Here is a 21,048-nt window from a genome sequence, read left to right on the forward strand (position 1 = left end):
ACACTCACAGGCACGTGTAGCCCGAAATGCCGCCCACAAAGCGACAAAGTAGAAATCGACTAGGAGCCGGATGCGATGAAAGTCGCACGTCCGGTTCTGAATGGGAGGTGTCCCTTGGCAACAAAGGCATCGACCCTAACAAATTTCCTTGATGAAGCGACAGAAACGCGCCGTTCAACGCAGTAACGGCGCGTAGTTCATCGAATCACCCATAGAAGGCTTCCCAAACGGGGACAGAATACCCTTGGATGTCCGCAAACGCCGCTTAGGTTCCAGAGTGCTGCGGCTAACCCGCCCCATTTTAGAGGGCGAGGACGTGCGCGAACTTCAAATAGCCCTCAACAAAGTGGGTTTTAATCTAGAAGTCGATGGCTATTTTGGCCCGACTACCGACGAAGCAGTGAGAAAATTCCAAACCGACAAAGGCTTGGTCGTCGATGGTATTGTTGGGCAAGCAACGCTTGAAGCACTGAATATGCTCCTACAAACAGCAGCCTAGTGTAGCAAGGCAGAAGGCGAAGCGTCAACAGGACTTACGCAAAGAAACTTTGGTGATCCGAAAAATCGTTGGTTTGGGAACGAGAAATCAACGAAGAAACCGGGTTTGTGGCTACGATTTTTCAGAGAAACTTTGGTGTTTGCGTAAGTCCTGGTCAACTTACTCGCTTCCCAATCAAAAATTACCTATCTCTTCTTTTATCTTTCCTCTGGGTTCTCTGCGTCCTCTGTGGTTCATTAAACTCGCTTTATGAAACTAGAATAAATCATCAAACAAGATACATTCATCGACTTAAATACCCTCAAATATGACAAAGATTTGCTCAAATAAATCCAGACAAAGCTCAGCGAGTTGGGTCTGGATCCCAAATCGAGGATAGATGGTATTTATGGACAAGAAACTGAAGCCGCGCTCGCGCATTTTTGCAATTCTGTAAACCAGGATAATATGCAGATATAAAAAATCGATAAAACTTTGGCATAGACACTTATTTCCAACCAAGAAATACCAGAAAATAAATTATTGACCAATCGCGACTATAACCAGGCTGCTAATTTGTTAAACGTTGAAGTTGCCGTAATTAGATCCGTGGTCGAAGTAGAAACAGCTGGCTCTGGATTTTTGCCCGATGGTCGCCCCAAGATTTTATTTGAACGTCATTGGTTTTACAAGCTGACACCGTTACCCGTCAGCCAAACCCGCCCCGACTTGAGTAACCCTAAACCAGGGGGTTATTTGGGTGGAATTAGCGAGTGGGATCGGCTCAACGATGCGATAAATTTAGACCGGATACCAGCACTCAAATCTGCTTCTTGGGGATTGGGTCAAGTGATGGGATTTAATTATAAAATTGCTGGCTACTCTGATGTGGAGGAGTTTGTTAACGCCATGCATCTCAGCGAAGGGAAGCACCTGGAAGCAATGATGAATTTTATTAAAAGCCAAAATCTAGATAAAGCTTTGCGTAGTCGCGACTGGGTAGCCTTCGCCCGTGGTTACAATGGCTCCGCTTATGCACGCAATCAATACGATAAAAAGCTAGCCGCTGCCTACGCCAAATACGCTGCTATTCCTAAGAGTGCTTGATATTTTCTTTACAGTTATAATTTTATCGGAAAAACCGGGTTTTTCCGATAAAATTATATCATGTCCGGATGTTCCCTACGCAACGACGCGGTGAGGTTTTTTATTATGGGCAATTCAACGGACATGATATTATTTAGTCATGCACCCTTTTTTCTGCCCAATCTACTGCCCCCATTGCTTTCAGCGTCTCTTTCTGCGCCTGGGTTAAACCTGTAACGCCCGTGATATTCATTCCTTCATAAGGTCTAGGACTTCTCAAAGTTTTTAGACACTTGCCTGTTTTAACATCCCAAAGCTTAATCGTCTCATCTCCGCCGCTGCTAACCAACATCGAACCGTCGGGACTAAAAGCAACCGTTCTTACTCCTTGAGTGTGTCCCTGGAAAGTTTTGAGGCAAAAACCTGTACGAATATCCCAAAGCTTAATTGTTTGGTCTTCGCTACTACTGGCAAGGATTGATCCTGCGGAACTAAAAGCAACCGCTCTGATCAAATTGGTATGTCCTTGCAAAGTGTTTATGCACTTTCCGTCACGAATATCCCATAACCTTACCGTTTGATCTTCACTACCACTAGCTATTATTTGACTGTTGGGGCTAAAAGCAATTGACCGCACTCCCTGAGTATGTCCGTGAAAACCGTTCAAGTAAACACCTGTGCGAACATCCCAGCAACGTACTGTTTGGTCATCCCCACCACTGGCAAGTATTAAACCATCAGGACTAAAAGCAACTGTCCATACTCTATTAGTGTGACCCTGAAAAGTTTTGAGGCAAACACCTGCGCGAATATCCCATAGCATCACCGTTCGATCTTCGCTACTACTGGCAAGCAGCAAACCATCAGGACTAAAAGCGACTGACCAAACTCTACCCGTGTGTCCTTGTAAAGTTTTGCAGCACTGACCATCCCGCACATTCCATAGCTTTACGGTTTGGTCTTCGCTACTACTGGCAAGTAGCGAACCATCACGACTAAAAGCGACTGACCAGACTCGATTACTGTGTCCTTGTAAAGTTTTGCAGCACTGACCATCTCGGACATTCCATAGCTTTACGGTTTGATCTTCAGCCCCAATGGCTATTGTTTGACCGTCAGGACCCAAAGCGACTGACCGTATCCTATTAGTATGTCCTTGCAAAGTGCTTAAGCACTTCCCGTCACGAATATTCCATAGCTTTATCGTTTGATCTTCACTACCGCTGGCTATTGTTTGACCATCGGGACTAAACGCAACTGACCACACCCAATTGTTGTGTCCTTGTAAGGTGTTTAAGCACTTTCCCTCACTAACATCCCATAGCCTCACCGTTCCGTCTGCGCTGCCACTGGCAAGCATTAGACCAGCAGGACCCAAAGCAACTGAGTATACCCAATTAGCATGTGTCTGAAAAGTCTTAAGGCAAAAACCTGTGCGAATATCCCAGCAGCGTACTGTTCGATCTTCACTGCCACTGGCAAGTATTAAACCATCGGGACCCAAAGCGACTGACCAAACTCTACCTGTGTGTCCTTGTAAAGTTTTGAGGCATTTCTCCTCGCTTATATCCCATAGTTTAATTGTTTGATCGTCACCACCACTGGCTATTGTTTGACCATCGGGACCCAATGCGACTGACCAAACTCTGTTAGTGTGTCCTTGTAAAGTTTTGAGGCACTGACCGTCGCGTATATTCCAGAGTTTAATTGTTTGATCTTCACTACCACTAGCAAGCATTAAGCCATCGGGACCCAAAGCAATTGACCAAACTCTATCAGCGTGTCCCTCTAAAACTTGGAGGCAAATACCCGTAGAAACATCGTAGACCCTTATCGTTTGAGCATCGCTACCAATAGCAAAAGTTTGACCATCAGGACTAAAGGCTATTGACTTTATCCAATTAGCGTATCCCTGGCAAGTCAAAAGATGTTGACCATCCGCAACTTTCCACAAGCGAATTTCACCATTAGCATCCCCCGTAGCTAAAACTTTTCCATCTGGACTAAAAGCTACTGATAAAACACTGCTAAAGCTTTGCCTGAAAATGGAATTGGCTAAATCGCAGTGGGAAAAATTGACTTGATGCAAATTTACATTTTTGAGATCTGCTTGCCAAATTATTAGGTTATAAAAATCAAAACCCGTTAAATCAACTTGCAGGAGATCGAGTAGATTCAGAATATTCCCAGCAGTGTATCCTGGTTCGCCTGGATATTGTTCTCGCAATGTTGAGAGAATTTGCTGAAGCTGAATTTTCATATTTCTTTGACCGATCATTATAGCGAGCGCTTTTTCTATAACTGGATTGATTATCAGTTTAATTTGAGTGGCTTTAATGTAGTCTTTTGCCTGAGCTTTAATCAGAGGATGACTTTTAAGTAACTCTATATGGCCTTTTTCAATTTGTTGACAAAATTGGTCTATTAACCTCTCAGTTATATATTCCATAACCACAGGTTGTATTGTAAAAATAGCTGAATCTTTACTTTTTTCAATCAGCGATCGCCAATGCAAAAAATTTAGCCCTTCCCAGACTTGCCGTTGCCAAATGGGTAAAATATTCTTTTGCAGTTCTGCCATATCAACTCCCTCACGGTCAATGGCAAACCAGTACAAAATTTGCTTTTCTGCTTCTGACAAGCGTTCAAATTGCCGATTTAACAGATCTCTAACATCATCAAATAATAAAATTTATGGCTTAACATTTGCCACAAATTAAGAAATATTTCCCTGCCATAAATCTCGAATCGGCGTAGCTATCATCTTTAAGGCTAGCGGATTACCTGCATAGTTTTCGATCAGAAATTTCCATTCTTCATCTGAGCCTGAAAAGGAACCCTTGACGTTAAATATTTTCCTTCCTTCTGCTACGGTCAAACCAGCGATCTTTAAGCAACGAACAGGCAAGTTTTTACCTTCGTTAAATGCCAATTCTCTGGGTTGTTCCGGACTGGTTAACACTAAACAGCTTTGATGGGCAGTTTCTGCGATGCAACTGAACAGTTGAGGATAACCTTCATATCCTTCTCGATAACGACCGGCGCGATCGCGCAGAGTGTCCGTAGGACTCTCGCATCCCCGTAAAATCGACTCGACGTTATCCAGTACCAGCAGACAGCGGTGTTGCCGTAAATAATGAATCAGTCTCGCTACTCGACCATCTATAGTTTCTGGTAAATCAACCTCCTGCTGGTCGGACAGAAATTTGATCGACTCTGCCAAAATATCTTGCACGGGTGGGGCGTTGCAGAGACTGCGCCAAATCAAATACTCAAATTCACCTTGAATTTGTTCTGCCAGCTTCACAGATAGAGTCGTTTTACCGATTCCTCCCATACCCAGTAGCGTTACCAGGCGGCAGCGATCGCCCACGATCCATTGTTCTAGAGTTGCCAGTTCTTCGGTGCGTCCGTAGAAAACAGAGGCATCCGGCGCTTCTCCCCAATCTTGAGATCGGATTGTTGGTTTTGGCGAGTTGGTTTCAACTATGCCGCTGACGCTTGCTTCCCTATCCTCCGCAAGTGCAGCCTGTTGCTGATAAAACTCAATCGCTGCCCGAAAATTACTTTTTGTTACCTTTCCAAATGCTGGAGCGAGTTTTTTGCATAACTTAGCCCCAACATTCTTAATAGATTCAGCACTATAACCGAGTTCCTCTGCCATCTCTGGGTAGGACTTTCCCTCCCACGAGCAGCGAAATACGTCCATTTCAAGATTATTCAGCATTTCTGGACGCAGAGCTGTAGCAACAATCCGTAATGCTTCTTCAACGGTCATTTATCGACAGGGTCTTATGGGTTTTTATAATCTACCATTACTTTTTATTACTTTATATCACCTTTACGGGTGACATTACATCTCAAGTTAAACCCATAACTGATGACGATAAAAAACTTTTTGTTACAAACAATATCCCAAAAAATAACTATATTTAATTTATCGATAAATTGATGCCACAAATATTGTATGGACAGCACTAAAAAACCAATTTTGTTCAAAACAACCGTCAAGAGTATCTTTTCAAGTAAAACCTTTTGGAGTGCGGTTTTAACAGCAGTTGCTGGAATAGCCCCCATTGTCGGGAAAGCTGTTGAAGAAAAAAAACTTTCGGTCGATAACGCAGTCAATATCGTCATTATTCTGGCAACCACTGGGACAGCAGTAATTGGAAGGGTTCAGGCAAATGAATCCTTGGTTTATACCCCAAAAGGGTTACCTGGCCCCGACAAACAAGACTGTGAAAATTTCTCATCTTAAAATGCGACCCAGAATTTCTTCAGACTGCATAAGTCCCATTGAGTTGCATCTACTAAACGTTAGGAACTGTAAACGGACTAATTTCACTCTGAAAACTCAAGGAGATTTTTTCCATGTTATTAACGGAATTTGCGCCCACACAGACAATCGCTCTTGAAGCTTTAGCCAAAGACGCCGAACTTGCCAAGCAAGTCCAAACCAATTTGATTCGTTTCGGGTTACTTGACCCGCCAGCCGATGGTAAATTTGGTCGCTTTTCCACTCAATCGCTCAAAGAATTTCAAACTTTGATGAAAATATCGGAATCTGGCTTAGGCGCACAAACGAGTAAAGCACTGAGTGAAGCTAAGGAAGCAGTTGCTCTCAAATTGGGCAATGACTTTGCCAGCCGCATCATCAAGTACATGCAATATAAAGATTACTTCGTTGCGCTTGGAGAAAAACAATACAACATTGTTTATATTGAAGGCGCGGATGCTAATGGGATACCGAACGATGATGCTTTCAATCAATGGAATGACCGCCGGATTTTGATTGAAATCGTTTCTGGAACCCCAAAAATTGTTGGGAATTGGTTAGCAACAACTGAACCAGGAGACTGGTACACTCAACATCCGATGAATCCTGAAGGTGCAGCGCGAATTGCTTTTGGGCAATATAAAGCTTGGCAAGTAGGAATACATGGAACATTGGACGGGCACGAAGCGCTGGTGCAGTGTATGGCGGTTAAAGTATACCGCGATCGCAACAAAGACGGGCGTCGCACGGGTGACTCAATCGACGAGGGTTTATTCGGCATCAATCAACACTGGGGATATGACATGAGGCAGGTCGGTAGTGCCAGTGCTGGTTGTCTGGTAGGACAATCTAGCCAAAGTCACAAAGATTTTATGCAGTTGATCAAACAAGACCGTCGCTATCAGTTAAACAGCGGATATGTTTTCTTGACAACTGTTATTGCCGGCGATGATTTAGCCAAAACTTTCCCAGCTTAATCGAATTTAAGTTGACTCTGAAAACTTGGAAATGATGGGGTTATTTTCCTATCATTTACTTGACTCACACACAGATAAAATTCACTCTAAACGGGTAGAAAACCGATGCTGACAGATTTACAGAAACAAACAGCCCAAGCGATCGTCAATATTTTTGAAACGGGCAAAGTACAAGGAGATTACTCAAATGTGACTTTTGTAGCAAGTGACCCTGGTGGTTTAACTTATGGTCGTTCTCAAACTACGCTAATGAGCGGTAATCTCTTTTTGCTGATTCAGGCTTATTGCGAGGCTGAAGAGGCAGAGTTTGCTACAGAATTGCGCCCTTATTTGTCGGCGATAGGCGCAAAAGATACCAGGCTCAATCGGGATATGAATCTCCGCAGCTTGTTGCAAAAAGCAGGTGAAGATCCGGTAATGCAGGATGTTCAGGACGCTTTTTTCGATCGAGTTTATTGGAATCCCAGTGTCAAAAATGCTGAGAATATGGGTATTCAAACAGCGTTAGGCGTTGCCGTGGTTTATGACAGCGTGGTGCATGGTTCTTGGCAACTTATGCGCGATCGCACCCTCAACCAAGGTACTGTCGCTACCCTTGGCGAACAAAGCTGGATTAAATCTTACATCGATATCCGGCGCGAGTGGTTGGCAAACCACCGCATTACTCTACTGCGAAAAACAGTTTACCGCATGGATAGCTTTAAGCAATTGATTGCTAACCAAAAATGGGATTTGACTTTACCCCTAATGGTTCGCGGACTGGTTATCAGCGAAGAAACTTTGATCAAATCACTCCGGATGTCTGGTGACGACGTTGAATCCATGCGACTGCTACAATTGCGTCAGCCTTTCATGCGCGGTGAGGATGTGCGCGAGGTTCAACAAGCACTCCGTAAGGCGGGCTTTAATATAGAAGTCGATGGTATTTTTGGCTCAAATACCGATACAGCAGTGAAGCAGTTCCAACAAAATCAAGGCTTGAGAGTAGACGGTATTGTTGGACAAGCAACGCGAACGGCTTTAGAGTTGTAGGCGACTAACTCCTGGAGTAGGTTTTGCGATCGCACTCTGAGCAAACAAGGGAGCGATCGCTGACACTTCTGCTCATACTGTTAGATTTGGAAAATTTTAACTAACGCTTTTGGTTGGGAGTGTCAAATTCATCGTCGTCAAATCCCCAATCGTCATCATCATCGGATTTACGTTCCCAATCATCTACAACTTCATCTCGTTTCCGATCGGTTGGTGCAATATCATCTAACTTCCGAGAGGGCGGCTTAATCACGCGATAATCTGCATCGTAGACTGACTCGGTTTTATTGTAAATCGACTCTGTTTTACCCACGCCAGTATCGCCCTTGTCCCGATAACCATAGGAATAAACCGATCCCGACTGGTATTGAGTTTTAGGTTCTTGGGGACGTTCGTAAGTGGTGCCCGAAGGAGTGTAATCTTGATAATTGGGAGCCTTGTAAATAGGTTCTTCCCCATCCTCATCATCTCCAAAAAACTCATCGTCGAACAAATCATCTTCATCGGCAGAATTTGGAGTAGATTCGGTGTTGATGCGAGACTCCGAGGCGGGACGAGACTTACCCGCTTCCAGTTCGCGAATGCGAGATCGCAATTGTTTTGCCGACAGATAGTTCGATAGTTGAAACAACGTCGCCATCAGCCAAGACGTGACTAAACCTGATGCGAGCGCAAATAATATCCACATCGCTAGGGGCAATGACGCCGTTTTGATCCCCAAAAATACCATTGGCAGCACCGGCGACCAATTTTGCAGGGCAAACAGGGTCAGCCCTCCCAAAACCAATAGCAGCAATCCAAGGCGAATCATAATAGGTAATTGGTAATTGGTAATTGGTAATTGCAGATTTTAGATTTAAATTCACTTCTAAAATCTAAAATCTAAAATCTAAAATTTATAAATGTCCTTGCCAGCGGTTGATCGGAATGCAATCAATATCCAGTTGGTCTAAGGCACGAGCTACCACAAAATCCACCAAATCTTCAATCGTTTGGGGATTGTGATACCAAGCTGGAATTGCTGGCACAATTCTGGATCCAGCTTCTGCCAAGGTGGTCAAGTTCCGCAAGTGAATCAGGCTAAAAGGTGTCTCGCGGGGTACGATGACCAGTTTACGCCCTTCTTTGAGTTGAACGTCAGCCGATCGTTCCAAAAGGTCAGAACTCAAACCCGCTGCTAGCTTGGCGACCGTACTCATACTGCACGGTATCACTATCATACCCAGAGTGCGAAACGAACCGCTGGCAATATTGGCTCCCACATCGCCCCAAGGGTGGCAGCGTAGTTTACCCAAAGTTTCCACCCCAGCTTGCTGACGCCAGAATTGCTCCTGTCGCTCCGGTTCTGTTGGCATTCGGATATTCTGTTCTGCCTGCCAAACCATGTAAGTCGATTTGGAGGCAACCAGCTCGATGGCGTAGTCCGCCTCCAATAAAAACTTTATAGTCCGCACCGCATAAATTAGACCACTAGCCCCAGAAATGCCCAAGATTAAAGGTTTGTTCGTTGTCATCAGTTATTAGCCATTAGTCATTATTTAGCGCAAATTGCTAGTTATAAAAATTCGGATTTGCTAATAGCTAATAGCTAATTGCCTGCTTACTAATATAGCATTTTCTGTCACATTAGCCATTAGCTATTAGCCGATCGTTTGAGATAATTAGCAACTTGAGTTACTAGCTATCAACTGCTGACTATTTACTCATCTTCCAGACTAAAAAACGGAGATTCCTCTGGATCGGAGTCTTCAGCGTTACCGTTAGGATCAACGGTTACCAGGTCTATTTGCTGGCGGTAGTAATCGACGCTTTTAACTTGGACTTCTACGCGATCGCCGAGTCGATACTGCTTGCGGTTTTTGCGACCCACGAGAGCTTCTTGCCGGGAGCGATACTCGTACCAATCGTCTTTGAGAGACGATACGTGTACCAACCCTTCCACCCGGAAAGTCTCCCGATTGGGCATCGGCACTTCCATTTCCACAAAGAAACCGTAGGACTGAACGCCGGTAATCGCTCCCGGCAAAATCTCGCCGATGCGTTCTTTCATTAACTCGGCTTTCTTGAGTCCTGCTAAATCTGCCTCAGCTTCCTGGGCTTCTTTTTCCAGCTCATTGAGCGGAACTACCACCGCCATCAAATGCTCTTCTAACTCTTGCTGTATTCCAGGCGGCAAGACATTCCAATTAATATTGCCGTGAGAGGAACTATGGCGCAAGTTGACCTGTTCTTTGGTGCGGGTGGTGCGGCTCGAGCGCCCTTGTTGAAACACCGCCTGCAAGACTCGTTGTACCAATAAATCTGCATAGCGTTGTGCGGGCGAGATGCAGTGGGTATAGCCCAGAGTCTCAGACAAACTAAAGTGGGTTCCCGCTGCGGTGCTGTAAACCGCAGGCTTTAATGTGGACTGCAACAGCGAGTTGAGGACTCTTTCCGCTTGGGTTTGAGCAAATTGCTCGATAAACCTTTGATAATCTTGGGGCATCACCGACTCTTCCTGCTCAAGCTGTAATTCCAAGCGGAGATTGCTCGCCAATTTGATCAATTCTTGAACGTCATCGAGATCGGGAGCGGGTTGAACCCGGTACATCGCCGGTATCGAGAGCGCTTTCAAGTGGTGAGCTACTACCTCGTTGACCAAGATCATTAAATTTCGGATCGTCGAGCGCGCTGGTTGGGAGGATGATTCTACTACTGCCGCGATCGCTCCTTCATCGTTGAAGTGGGTATCTTCTTCGGGTAGGTTCAACTCAAAAGCACCGCGCTGCTGCCGTTGTTCCTTAACTGCCGTTGACAGGACTAACAATTGATCCAGCGTGGCAAAAACGGGAGCCAATTCTTTGAGATCTGCCGAAACACCTTTATCGTGACGCTCAAGTATTGCTTTTGCCTGGGATTCGCTCAGTTGATAGTCTACCTGGATGATAGTCGGTTGAATCTCGAACTCCACCACTTGACCGAGTCTGTCCAACGTTAACAGGACGGAAATTGCCAGATGGTCTTGTCCTGGTAGCAGCGAGACTTGTTGCAGCAGCGATGGCGGCAGTTGAGGCAATAGGGTTTCGCCTAACACCACGCTGGTGCCCCGTCGCTGCGCTTCCCGGTCGATGGACGAGTCGGGTTCGACGTATGTGGCTACGTCGGTAATGTGGACCCCGATGCGCCACCGTTCGGGATCGATTCTTTCCAAGGTCAGCGCTTGTTCTACCAGTGAGAATTCCGATCCGTCACCGTTTTTTATGTTCGCCTCGCTGGCAATTGTCAGGGTAACCAGATGGCGCAAATCGAGGCGATTTTTCAGGTTAATTTTGCGGATTTTGGGGAAATCGAGTTCAGATGCCGCTGCTAGCACCGCGTTGGGGAAGTTGCGGGGTAAATCGTGCTTGCAGCAGACGATATCGATATCGGCGGCGGCTTCGGCGTCGCTGCCCAGTACTTGGGTAACGCGACCAATGGGGGGATTTTGTCCCAAAGGATAGCGCAGGATTTCCACATCAACCAAGTGATCGATTGCTTCTGCCAAATTTGTGCCATTTGACTGCAGTTCGAGTTCAAATAGCAAGCGGTCATCCAAGGGAACCGCCCGGTACCCAGAAGCAGTTTGTTTTACCCGCGCTAGCACGCTGGGATGGGCGCGCTCTAAAATTAGTCGAACTTCTCCTTCTGGAGAGCGCCGCCGGTTGCCTTCTTTAGTAATTTTTACCAATACGCGATCGCCATTCCATGCCGTCGATAAATTGCTTTCCCGCACGTATATATCTGCCGATCCCTCCACATTCTGAATCGCAAAGCCAAACCCTTTACTCGAACAGCGGAGTTTGGCTTCCACCACACCTTCCTCTATTACCCGGCGATACTTGCCCCGCTCTTTCACCAAAATGCCAATTTTTTCCAGCGCGTCCAGAGTAATCTGTAACTTTTCCCGACTCGATTCATCTTGGCATCCCAGTTTTTTTTCTAAAAATTTGGCAGCCACCAGTTTTTCTTCCGTAAAATTATAAAGCACTGTAGCGATTGAAAATTCCATGAAGCGACTTAGTCCTTAGCGTCTAAATTATGTTTTTTGACCAGGCTTTCATCCTACACAGCCGACTCTTGCCCCTGACTAATTTTCGCTAATTTTAAATTTTATAATTGGGAATTTAGATAATGGTTTAGAGAAATTGAAAATTGGAAATGCCTCGGCTTTCCAGTTTTTTGCTTCCTTCTTTCCATTTGCCAATTCTTCAATTTAAAATTGTTGATGATGACCCAATATTCAAGCCACGATTTTTTGTCCCAGGCAGGCAACAAGCGGTTGCATTTTGGTTAGTCTCATGGTTCTGGTATCCCTGGAGTGTTACAAGAACGGTTTGGTACGGCGAGGGTTGGTCGCCCAAACAACCCAAGGAATTTTTACCTTAGATTCACCCATTGGTTGGATTTTCCCACTTTTTGATGCCATCAGTTTCCTCGACTTTGGGGAAAGGAGAGGAAAGGTGTGGGGAAACCCTTACTCCTTAGGTTTTGCAAGTAGGTTAGAGTGAAGTTGAGGCATAACAGAGGTTGATAAATCCGAGCTTCTTGTTGGTGGAGATACAAGATATCTTGGTGAAGTACCCACCACTAGACGCGAAGCGCGAGTGGTTGCTCTCCAATTTAATCCGCCGTTGCCACGTTAGGAACTCTTGCGAGTCCGCAACTGAATGCGGTGATGGTATTGTACGGCGAAAGGAGGTCTTACTAGGTTTTCCCAGTTTTACCTCCGGTATACCTTGAGGTATACAACCAAGCATCGCCCGTCTTTGGGAGGCAGTAAAAAAGAACCAGAGACTGTTCGCGTTTGGGTTGCATCTAGAAAGATCCAACTTTGGAGCGAATCGCACGCCCAGGCGCACCCAGCAACGATCTAGGGTGAGAACCCACAACTTACCCATGTCTGGCGATACGTTACCGTACATGGAACTACCGACAGCAAAGGGCTGGCGCTTTAGCGATGCGTTGCTACTCTAGGAACAGACAGGTTTTAGGCATCTGGTGCAACGCGCTACCCTTTCAGGTTGGCATGTAGTTCGCGCTCTTAGCGCAGTGGGTTCCCGGGCAGTCAGCCAAGTGGCTTAAATGAGCCGTGCCGATGAACAATCCTTTTCTTATTGTGACATCCTCCAACCCCAATTCAAAGATTATGGGGGTGGGTCAAGAGAATCAGTTGTAGAAACTGCCTCAGGACTTACGCAAGAGCTTTGCCAGAAAGCCGGTTTCTACCTCGATCTATGGTTGGCAAACCAACGATTTCTCGTAAAAAGCGGGAAGCTTGCGCGTAAGTCCTGTTTTTGTCTGCAAGAACTGACCCCATACAACATCTTGGGAATGTTGGGTAAGTATTCCCAAGATCCATAGCTTTAAGAGTAAATATCATCCCTGCTTGGTAAAAAACACAATTTAGTAAGCGGTTAATTTTAATCGTATTGACCCTTAGTACTTACGCAAAGAAACTAAGGGCGATCTGAAAAATCCTTGGTTTGGCAATCAGAGATCTAGGTCGAAACTGGGTTTCTGGCAACGCCCTTGCGTAAGTCCTGACCCTCATAAAATTAACCTGAGGCTGTCCATACACCCATCCCCAACCCTTACGGGTATGGAGGTGACACTATAGCCCCCTCAGGCTCCCCTATTGAGGTAGGTTTAAACCAGGTGCTACGAGTGCAGCTATTCGCTCAAGATTTGACTAGGATCTAAACTGATGCGAAGCTTTGGCCAGTCTTACCCTAGGATTTTTAGCAGTGGGCTAAAAGCCCAGCCATATTATGTTTACTCAATTGCAAGTTCCCTATCCCACCACCAGTCTGATTTCCGAGTTAATTACCATTGAGCGTGGTCAGTATATCGTTAGAGCCAGTGTTTTGATTGAAGGTGTAACCCGTGCTACAGGTCTAGCCGCAGCCGAGACAATTGAACAAGCAGAAGACCGTGCCAGAAAAAGGGCGCTGGAAGTTATAGCAATTGGCAACTTGACATTGCCACAGCCAGAGGTTGTTGATACCTCCCTCGCCGCCAGCGAAGGTTTGGGGCAACCCCAGACATATCCCGCCAGGGAACCGGCGTTCTCGCGGCATCCGTTGGAGCCAGACAACTTTGGTCGTATTTCTACTGATACAAGTTGGTTAAACGATACATCCCCAACAGCCTCTTCAGATCTAACAGCGCCTGTAGTACCATTGGAGGCGGTTGGAGTTACTGATGAATTTATTCCCGATTGGCAAGGGAATGCTTGGGTCCAGAATCCGCTAGCAGACTCGATGCCGACAATTGGGGAAGATTCCGAGCCAACGATTTCTTCTTCATTTAAAAAGGTAACGCCAATTCGCTCCCGTCGCCATGACCCAGATCAAAGCCTAGTTCAACCCCTGCCATCTGCCGCCGAAGCGCCGGATTCGTTCGAGAAGCTAACAGAGGCAACCGATCCTGTAGATTTATCCGATCAGCTGGCGAGGATCAAGAGCGAACTGAAGCGTTTAGGTTGGAGCGACGACCAGAGAAACAAGTTTTTGGAGCGTACCTATAATAAAAAATCCCTGTCGCTGCTTAACAAAGAAGAAATGCTGGAATTCCTAGAATATTTGCAATCTTTTGCCAAAATCGATGTGGAACTCAAGCGCATCGGGTGGACTCCAGAGAAGGGAAAGGCGCACCTGCTGCAAACTTACGCCAAGGGATCGCGTTACCAACTATCCCCCCAACAATTAGGAGAATTCCTACAGCACCTAGAACTTCAACCCGACCCCATATCATAGGTGACATCCTGCCTTGCGGGTAGGCGTGGGACTTATAGCCTCCAAGAGACCCCCACCGCAAGTTAAAAAAAATCAGAGGTTTGAATTAATTCAAACCTCTGTAAAGCGCGATTCGCCCCCAGGGGGTTCGCGTCAGCTAGGGTTGAGCATATCCGTTTCGCCCAATCGCGCCGCTCTAAAATCAAAACTTTGTTAATTGACAGCCGCGATCGGTTTGCTGCCGGTAGCACGCCGGTCAATCACCTGATCGATTAAACCGTAGTTTTTTGCTTCTTCTGCCGACATGAAGAAGTCGCGCTCGGTATCTTGCTCGATTCGTTCCAGGGGTTGTCCGGTGTGTTCTGCCAGCAACAGGTTCAGGCGGCGCTTGTGATACAAAATTTCTTTTGCCTGAATTTCAATATCGGTTGCTTGACCTTGGGCACCGCCTAAGGGTTGGTGGATCATAATGCGAGAATGGGGCAGACTCATGCGCTTGCCTTTTGTCCCGGCACTTAGGAGGAAAGCACCCATACTCGCTGCCAACCCAGTACAAATCGTACAGACATCAGGGCGAATTTGCTTGATAGTGTCATAAATCCCCATCCCTGCCGTCACCGATCCACCGGGAGAGTTGATATATAGGTAAATATCTTTTTCCGAGTCTTCCGAGTCTAAAAACAGCAACTGGGCAACGATCAGGTTAGCGAGGTCGGAGTCAATTTGTTTGCCTAAGAAGACGATCCGCTCCCGCAAAAGTCGGGAATAGATATCAAAGGCGCGTTCGCCACGACCCGATTGTTCAATAACGGTAGGAATCATAGGCTAGAAGCATCTTGCGTAATTTTTCTTAATTTTATCGGTTTGAGCTAGTCAACGCTAAGGCGGTTATCCGAATGTTGTCATTTTCGCCTGTGGGTGTGACAACCCTACAGTTGGTTGAGTCTCAAGGACGACGCGCGATTGGGCAAGGCGGATATGCCGACCCTAGCTGACGCTAACCCCCTGCGGGCGAATTGCAATACCTAATCGTACTTTTAAAATATCATTGGCATTGAGAGGAATCTGCCATGTGGGAAAAACTCCTGCCAGTTGCAATCCTCACATTCATACTCAACCCGATTGCGGTAATCGATTTCCCTGACCTAACCCAGATCCCCTCAACATCTTTTTGGGATAAAATTCTAACAAAAAAGGTGATGTTAATACAGCACCTTCTTTTGCCAACAAAGTATTAACTCAAGTTGGTAGTTACATTCCTTGCCGTTGGTAATAGGTAATGGCGTTCCCAGGCAGGAGCCGTTTCACGGTAATTGTCAAGACTTAAACTGAGTCAAGCATCCAATTACCAATTACCAATTTCACAACTATTAACTAGCAACTGGCGTTATTAATAGAAAATCAGAGGTAAATTATGACAACAGAATTTAACGATTTAGAAATCCTGGCTCAACAGAATATCGACTTACAATCAAGCAAGGATATGCAAACATGGGAGTATCAGGATGCTTCTCTTGAAGAAATCGTAGATTTACTAGAAGAAGTTAGCGAACCGTTTGCCCTATTAGCATCGAGTTTGCCGCCACAGCTGCAACAAAGCGCCAGAAAAGAAATCGAGTTTTTGACCTCGCTTTACCAACAGCGCTTGACAAAACTTCAGCAAGGCATTAATAGCACTTCACCTTAGCTCTTGAGGTACAGGCATCGCTCTACCGGGCGCGCTAGAGTGCCAGAATAATATCGGCAATCATACGGAATTGGATCAATTATTTCCCATGACCAATCGCCTTGCTCAATGCATGAGCCTTTACCTTCGCAAACACAAAGAAAACCCGATTGACTGGTGGCCTTGGTGTGACGAAGCTCTCCAAACCGCGCGGCAGTTGAACAAACCGATTTTCCTCTCTATAGGCTATTCCAGCTGCCACTGGTGTACCGTCATGGAAGGGGAAGCTTTTTCCGATGCTGCGATCGCCGAGTACATGAACGCCAATTTTCTCCCGATCAAAGTAGACCGGGAAGAACGTCCCGACCTCGACAGTATTTACATGGTGCGACCCGTTGTCTCGAAATGAGTAGAAATACTCAAGGATGAGAGGCTAGGTTCAACAAAACTACATCCATCTAAGTACGGATTACCGAACCTAGACTGTAGTAATGAGCGAACCTTGATAACTTGATTTCCGTGTTGGTGAGGGAAGTATCCTAAAAACCCAAGTCCAACCCTCTAGGTGCAAGAGTGAAAGCACTCCCCCACTTCGGAAAATTGGTAACTTTACGGAGTGAAGCGGGGAGGAATGTCGGTAACCCAGAATCCGACTGGGAACCCCGGTTAGCAACTGGTTATGAGTAGCGTCAGCAAACCCTTGTTTGAACCGTCGTTAATGCTGAAGTAGCCTACGCGGGTTATTGGCTACAGACAAAATGTCACCAGGTCTAAGAGGAAGCAGTCCACACAGCTTACCTAAAAGATGTCTCGATCGTGTAATGAGGCATTAGCACCCAAAACAGACCTCGGCGGAGAGAGGGACTCTAAAGCCAGAAATCAACGGAAATCAGGAACGGGATAACTCGTCTATAGCTCTTGGGTAACGGTCGAAAACCCAAGTAGTAACCAGCGTAAGCTATAGACGAGCAGGATTGTCTCAGAAGCCAATGTCATTCTGCGTAAGTGGAATGGATATGCTGACGGAGACACAATGATTTGGAAGGAAAAGCTGCCATTAGGAGTGCAAAAGTTATGAACACGGTTGAAAAACCGATGTATGAATGGAACCAAATTCCCTGGCGCAAGCTAGAGAAAATGGTGTTCAAGCTTCAAAAACGGATTTTCCAAGCCAGTCAGCGTGGTGATGTCAAAACAGTTCGCAGACTTCAAAGACTCTTGATGAAGTCCTGGTCAGCCAAATGCCTATCTGTACGCCCGGTTACCCAAGATAACCAGGGGCGCAAGACTAAAGGAGTGGATCGAGTAAAATCTTTATCCCCAGAAGCACGTCTAAAACTGGTAGGACGCCTAAAAATCGACTCCAAATCCAAACCAACCAAAAGGGTATGGATACCCAAACCTGGAAAAGATGAAAAGCGTCCATTAGGAATCCCGACCATGTACGATAGGGCATTACAAACCCTAGTAAAAATGGCTCTAGAACCTGAATGGGAGGCCAAGTTTGAAGAAAACTCCTACGGGTTTAGACCAGGACGTTCAGTTCATGACGCGGTTGAAGCAATTTTTAGTTGCATCAGGTTAAAACCAAAATACGTACTTGATGCAGACATAACGAAGTGCTTTGACCAAATTGACCACTCAAAACTGCTGACAAAATTGAATGCATCCCCCACCATTAAAAGGCAAATAAAAGCCTGGTTGAAAGCGGGGGTGATAGACGATCGTCAACGCCTCGCCACAGAGGAAGGAACGCCCCAGGGTGGGACTATCTCGCCACTCTTGGCTAACATTGCTCTACACGGGATGGAGGAACGCATCAAGCAGTTCTCTGAAACCTTGCCGTCTATAAACAATCAGGACAGCAAACGGGATCGGCGCAAAAGGCTACGTTTGATCCGTTATGCGGATCGCTTTGTAGTCCTTCACGATGACTTGGAAGTTATTAAGCAATCCCAAGTTATCCTGTCGGAGTGGTTAAAAGAAATTGGGCTGGAACTGAAGCCGAGTAAAACGAGAATCAGCCATACTTTAGTCCCCTATGAAGGAACTGTCGGATTCGACTTCTTAGGATTCAATTTCAGGCAGTATCCAGTAGGGAAAAATCACACAGGCAAAAACTCACACGGAAAAACACTCGGTTTCAAAACAATCATCAAACCTAGCGAAGAAAAAGTAAGAGAACAATACCGCCGACTTGCTGAAACGGTTGATAAGTACAGCAACGCCCCGCAATATGCGCTCATCGGAGCGCTGAATAAAATTATTAGGGAATGGAGCAAATACTATTCAACTGTATGCAGTAGATCGCTATTCTCTGAAATCGACAGTCTATTATTCCAGAAACTCTGGAGATGGGCCACAAGAAGACACCCCAGAAAAGGAAAGAAGTGGGTCAAAAAGAAATACTGGCATCCACTTCAAAACAGCCAATGGGGATTCAGAACGCTAGGGAAAATCAGAGTCTATCTATACCGACACAGTGACACTAACATTGTGAGATTCACCAAAGTGTCGGGAAACAGAAGTCCCTATGACGGAGATTGGGTCTACTGGGGAGCCAGAATGGGTAAAGATCCCAAACTTTCTCCCACAAAAGCAAAATTGCTCACGCTCCAAAAAGGGAAATGCGCTCTATGTGGACTGAATTTTAGCGATGGAGATTTGATTGAACTTGACCATAAAGTCCCCAAAAACAAAGGGGACAGCAATCAGAAAACTAACTTTCAATTACTCCACCGACACTGCCACGACTTAAAAACTTCAATCGACGCAAGCCTTTTTCAAGGCCAAGGAGACTTGGAGGACTGGTATGCATGACAAGCACCGAATCATTGAGGAGCCGGATGAGTTGAAAGGCTCACGTCCGGTTCTGCGACGAGTTCAAAAGGTGACTTTTGGGCTTAGTTCAACCAAGCGTTACAAATGATGATCGGGCAAGGCGGGTGGCCCTTGAATGTCTTTTTAGAACCGCAGGATTTAGTGCCTTTTTACGGTGGCACTTATTTCCCCCTAGAACCCCGCTACGGTCGCCCTGGATTTTTGCAAGTACTCGAAGCGATTCGCCGCTACTACGATACGGAAAAAGCCAAGGTGCAGTCAATTAAAGAAGAAATTCAAGGTTACCTGCAACAGGCAGCCGTGCTTCAACCTTCTGGTCAGTTGAGCATGAGCTTGCTGCGTCAAGGTCTGGAAACAAATACAGGGGTCGTTAGCGCCCGTGGGCATGGCCCCAGTTTCCCGATGATGCCTTATGCTGAAGTTGCCTTGCAAAGCGTCCGCTTCGCGTTACAAGACACCAAATACGATGCGTTGCAGGTTTCTAACCAACGCGGGTTAGATCTGGCTTTGGGGGGCATTTTCGACCATGTAGGGGGTGGTTTTCACCGCTATACGGTTGACCCGACTTGGACAGTCCCCCATTTTGAAAAGATGCTCTACGATAACGGTCAGATTGTGGAATATCTGGCTAATTTGTGGAGTTCTGGGGTAACCGAACCGGCGTTTGAGCGAGCGATCGCCTATACGGTAAAATGGCTCAAACGCGAAATGACCGCGCCTGAAGGTTATTTTTTTGCTGCTCAAGACGCCGATAGTTTCACCAATCCAACCGAAACGGAACCCGAAGAAGGTGCTTTTTACGTTTGGAGTTATAGCGAACTAGAAGCGTTACTCACTCCTGAAGAATTAGCCGAACTTAAAGCTCAATTCACCGTCACTGCTGATGGCAATTTTGAGGGTAAAAATGTCCTGCAACGCCATCATACCGGAAAGCTGAGCGATACTTTAGAAACAGCTTTAGCCAAGCTTTTTCAAGTCCGCTACGGTACGGCACCTGAATCTTTAGAAACTTTCCCACCTGCCCGCAATAACCAGGAAGCTAAAACTGGCAACTGGCTCGGTCGAATTCCACCAGTGACCGACACTAAAATGATTGTGGCTTGGAATAGCTTGATGATTTCGGGACTAGCTCGTGCTTATGCGGTTTTTGGGCATTCCGAATACCTGGAAATTGCTGCCAAGGCGGCTAATTTTATTGTCAATAGCCAGTGGGTTGATGGCAGGTTTCACCGACTTAATTATGAAGGTCAACCAGTCGTCTTGGCTCAATCTGAAGATTATGCTTTCACGATCAAAGCGTTGTTGGATTTACATCAAGCTTCCCTGGTAATAGGTAATGGACAAGAAAATTCCAATTCCCCATTCCCAATTCCCAATTCCCAATTACCCAATTCCAACTTTTGGTTAGAAAAAGCGGTTCAAGTTCAACAAGAATTTGATGAATTTTTGTGGAGTGTGGAACTAGGGGGATATTACAATACTGCCAGCGATGCTAGCGGCGATTTATTGGTGCGGGAACGCAGCTACGTGGATAATGCGACACCTTCGGCGAATGGGGTAGCGACCGCAAATCTAGTCCGTCTTGCCTTACTAACCGAAGACTTGGAATATCTCGACAAAGCAGAGCAAGCATTGCAGGCTTTTGCCAGCGCCATGAACCAATCTCCTCAAGCATGTCCGAGTCTGTTTACCGCCTTAGATTGGTATCGCAACCACATTTTGATTCGCACCACAAGCGACGCATTAACTTCTCTCGTAACTCAGTATTTCCCTACTGCTGTCTACGCCTTAGAACTCAATCTCCCAGCAGGAAGTGTAGGGTTAGTTTGCTCTGGACTCACCTGTTCTGAACCCGCAACCAGTCTCGAACAAATGTGGGAACAAGTTCAACAAATTGGCACGAGGGCATAGGGCAATAACTCAAGTTGCTAGTTATAAAC

General features: G+C 46.0%; 15 protein-coding genes and 2 pseudogenes. 11 read left to right on the plus strand and 6 right to left on the minus strand.

The window, feature by feature from the left end; all coding sequences use genetic code 11:
- Positions 1–244 precede the first annotated feature (244 nt).
- The 3 genes from ACE1CM_RS20380 to ACE1CM_RS20390 all read left to right on the plus strand — a co-directional run bounded on the left by ACE1CM_RS20380 (position 245) and on the right by ACE1CM_RS20390 (position 1,585).
- Positions 245–499, plus strand: a complete 255-nt coding sequence (locus ACE1CM_RS20380; RefSeq protein ID WP_374879807.1) for a peptidoglycan-binding protein — start codon at positions 245–247, stop codon at positions 497–499.
- A 330-nt stretch (positions 500–829) separates the two neighbouring features.
- The gene (locus ACE1CM_RS20385; RefSeq protein WP_374879839.1) at positions 830–958 is read left to right on the plus strand and encodes a peptidoglycan-binding protein; all 129 of its coding nucleotides are present in this window, start codon (positions 830–832) and stop codon (positions 956–958) included.
- Between the two features lie 63 nt (positions 959–1,021).
- On the plus strand, positions 1,022–1,585 hold the full coding sequence (locus tag ACE1CM_RS20390; RefSeq protein ID WP_374879809.1) for an N-acetylmuramidase family protein: 564 nt from the start codon (positions 1,022–1,024) through the stop codon (positions 1,583–1,585).
- A 133-nt stretch (positions 1,586–1,718) separates the two neighbouring features.
- On the opposite strand, the gene ACE1CM_RS20395 is transcribed toward ACE1CM_RS20390, so the two are convergent.
- A complete protein-coding gene (locus ACE1CM_RS20395; RefSeq protein ID WP_374879811.1) occupies positions 1,719–4,205 on the minus strand; it encodes a pentapeptide repeat-containing protein in 2,487 nt (828 codons plus the stop codon).
- 75 nt (positions 4,206–4,280) lie between these two features.
- Positions 4,281–5,342, minus strand: coding sequence for an NB-ARC domain-containing protein (locus ACE1CM_RS20400; protein ID WP_374879813.1), 1,062 nt, complete (start codon positions 5,340–5,342; stop codon positions 4,281–4,283).
- A gap of 213 nt (positions 5,343–5,555) precedes the next feature.
- On the opposite strand from ACE1CM_RS20400, the gene ACE1CM_RS20405 reads away from it, so the two are divergent.
- The 3 genes from ACE1CM_RS20405 to ACE1CM_RS20415 all read left to right on the plus strand — a co-directional run bounded on the left by ACE1CM_RS20405 (position 5,556) and on the right by ACE1CM_RS20415 (position 7,849).
- Positions 5,556–5,822, plus strand: a complete 267-nt coding sequence (locus ACE1CM_RS20405; protein ID WP_374879815.1) for a hypothetical protein — start codon at positions 5,556–5,558, stop codon at positions 5,820–5,822.
- 113 nt (positions 5,823–5,935) lie between these two features.
- Positions 5,936–6,817: a peptidoglycan-binding domain-containing protein gene (locus ACE1CM_RS20410; protein WP_374879817.1), complete on the plus strand. Its 882-nt coding sequence runs from the start codon at positions 5,936–5,938 to the stop codon at positions 6,815–6,817.
- A 105-nt stretch (positions 6,818–6,922) separates the two neighbouring features.
- The gene (locus ACE1CM_RS20415) at positions 6,923–7,849 is read left to right on the plus strand and encodes a peptidoglycan-binding protein (RefSeq protein ID WP_374879819.1); all 927 of its coding nucleotides are present in this window, start codon (positions 6,923–6,925) and stop codon (positions 7,847–7,849) included.
- Between the two features lie 100 nt (positions 7,850–7,949).
- Here the strand turns inward: ACE1CM_RS20415 and ACE1CM_RS20420 are convergent, their stop codons facing one another.
- The 3 genes from ACE1CM_RS20420 to ACE1CM_RS20430 all read right to left on the minus strand — a co-directional run bounded on the left by ACE1CM_RS20420 (position 7,950) and on the right by ACE1CM_RS20430 (position 11,876).
- Positions 7,950–8,660 carry a LapA family protein gene (locus ACE1CM_RS20420; protein ID WP_374879821.1) on the minus strand — a complete coding sequence of 237 codons (711 nt, stop codon included), beginning with the start codon at positions 8,658–8,660 and terminating at the stop codon, positions 7,950–7,952.
- 85 nt (positions 8,661–8,745) lie between these two features.
- Positions 8,746–9,363, minus strand: a complete 618-nt coding sequence (locus tag ACE1CM_RS20425; protein ID WP_374879823.1) for a flavin prenyltransferase UbiX — start codon at positions 9,361–9,363, stop codon at positions 8,746–8,748.
- A 185-nt stretch (positions 9,364–9,548) separates the two neighbouring features.
- Positions 9,549–11,876: a ribonuclease R family protein gene (locus ACE1CM_RS20430; protein WP_374879824.1), complete on the minus strand. Its 2,328-nt coding sequence runs from the start codon at positions 11,874–11,876 to the stop codon at positions 9,549–9,551.
- Positions 11,877–13,635: 1,759 nt separating this feature from the next.
- On the opposite strand from ACE1CM_RS20430, the gene ACE1CM_RS20435 reads away from it, so the two are divergent.
- Positions 13,636–14,622, plus strand: a complete 987-nt coding sequence (locus ACE1CM_RS20435; RefSeq protein ID WP_374879826.1) for a hypothetical protein — start codon at positions 13,636–13,638, stop codon at positions 14,620–14,622.
- A gap of 192 nt (positions 14,623–14,814) precedes the next feature.
- Here ACE1CM_RS20435 and clpP read toward each other — a convergent pair whose 3' ends face one another.
- On the minus strand, positions 14,815–15,423 hold the full coding sequence (gene clpP, locus ACE1CM_RS20440; RefSeq protein WP_374879828.1) for an ATP-dependent Clp endopeptidase proteolytic subunit ClpP: 609 nt from the start codon (positions 15,421–15,423) through the stop codon (positions 14,815–14,817).
- A gap of 592 nt (positions 15,424–16,015) precedes the next feature.
- Between clpP and ACE1CM_RS20445 the strand changes: the two genes are divergently transcribed.
- From ACE1CM_RS20445 to ACE1CM_RS20460, 4 genes and pseudogenes are all read left to right on the plus strand, one after another.
- The gene (locus tag ACE1CM_RS20445; RefSeq protein ID WP_374879830.1) at positions 16,016–16,288 is read left to right on the plus strand and encodes a hypothetical protein; all 273 of its coding nucleotides are present in this window, start codon (positions 16,016–16,018) and stop codon (positions 16,286–16,288) included.
- Positions 16,289–16,376: 88 nt separating this feature from the next.
- Positions 16,377–16,652 (plus strand): annotated as a pseudogene (locus tag ACE1CM_RS20450) (DUF255 domain-containing protein); the annotation flags it as partial.
- Between the two features lie 689 nt (positions 16,653–17,341).
- The gene (ltrA, locus tag ACE1CM_RS20455; RefSeq protein WP_374879832.1) at positions 17,342–19,087 is read left to right on the plus strand and encodes a group II intron reverse transcriptase/maturase; all 1,746 of its coding nucleotides are present in this window, start codon (positions 17,342–17,344) and stop codon (positions 19,085–19,087) included.
- An 87-nt stretch (positions 19,088–19,174) separates the two neighbouring features.
- A pseudogene (locus tag ACE1CM_RS20460) lies at positions 19,175–21,019 on the plus strand (thioredoxin domain-containing protein); the annotation flags it as partial.
- Positions 21,020–21,048: the final 29 nt, after the last annotated feature.

It is taken from the genome of Microseira sp. BLCC-F43, from assembly GCF_041929235.1.
In the GTDB taxonomy this organism is placed as follows: Bacteria; Cyanobacteriota; Cyanobacteriia; order Cyanobacteriales; family Aerosakkonemataceae; genus Microseira.

Excerpts from the sequence above, each read along its gene's own strand:
- ltrA (WP_374879832.1), top strand. The coding sequence starts at position 17,342 with ATGAACACGGTTGAAAAACCGATGTATGAATGGAACCAAATTCCCTGG.
- clpP (WP_374879828.1), bottom strand. The coding sequence starts at position 15,423 with ATGATTCCTACCGTTATTGAACAATCGGGTCGTGGCGAACGCGCCTTT.
- ACE1CM_RS20445 (WP_374879830.1), top strand. The coding sequence starts at position 16,016 with ATGACAACAGAATTTAACGATTTAGAAATCCTGGCTCAACAGAATATC.
- ACE1CM_RS20420 (WP_374879821.1), bottom strand. The coding sequence starts at position 8,660 with ATGATTCGCCTTGGATTGCTGCTATTGGTTTTGGGAGGGCTGACCCTG.
- ACE1CM_RS20425 (WP_374879823.1), bottom strand. The coding sequence starts at position 9,363 with ATGACAACGAACAAACCTTTAATCTTGGGCATTTCTGGGGCTAGTGGT.
- ACE1CM_RS20400 (WP_374879813.1), bottom strand. The coding sequence starts at position 5,342 with ATGACCGTTGAAGAAGCATTACGGATTGTTGCTACAGCTCTGCGTCCA.
- ACE1CM_RS20435 (WP_374879826.1), top strand. The coding sequence starts at position 13,636 with ATGTTTACTCAATTGCAAGTTCCCTATCCCACCACCAGTCTGATTTCC.
- ACE1CM_RS20430 (WP_374879824.1), bottom strand. The coding sequence starts at position 11,876 with ATGGAATTTTCAATCGCTACAGTGCTTTATAATTTTACGGAAGAAAAA.
- ACE1CM_RS20415 (WP_374879819.1), top strand. The coding sequence starts at position 6,923 with ATGCTGACAGATTTACAGAAACAAACAGCCCAAGCGATCGTCAATATT.
- ACE1CM_RS20410 (WP_374879817.1), top strand. The coding sequence starts at position 5,936 with ATGTTATTAACGGAATTTGCGCCCACACAGACAATCGCTCTTGAAGCT.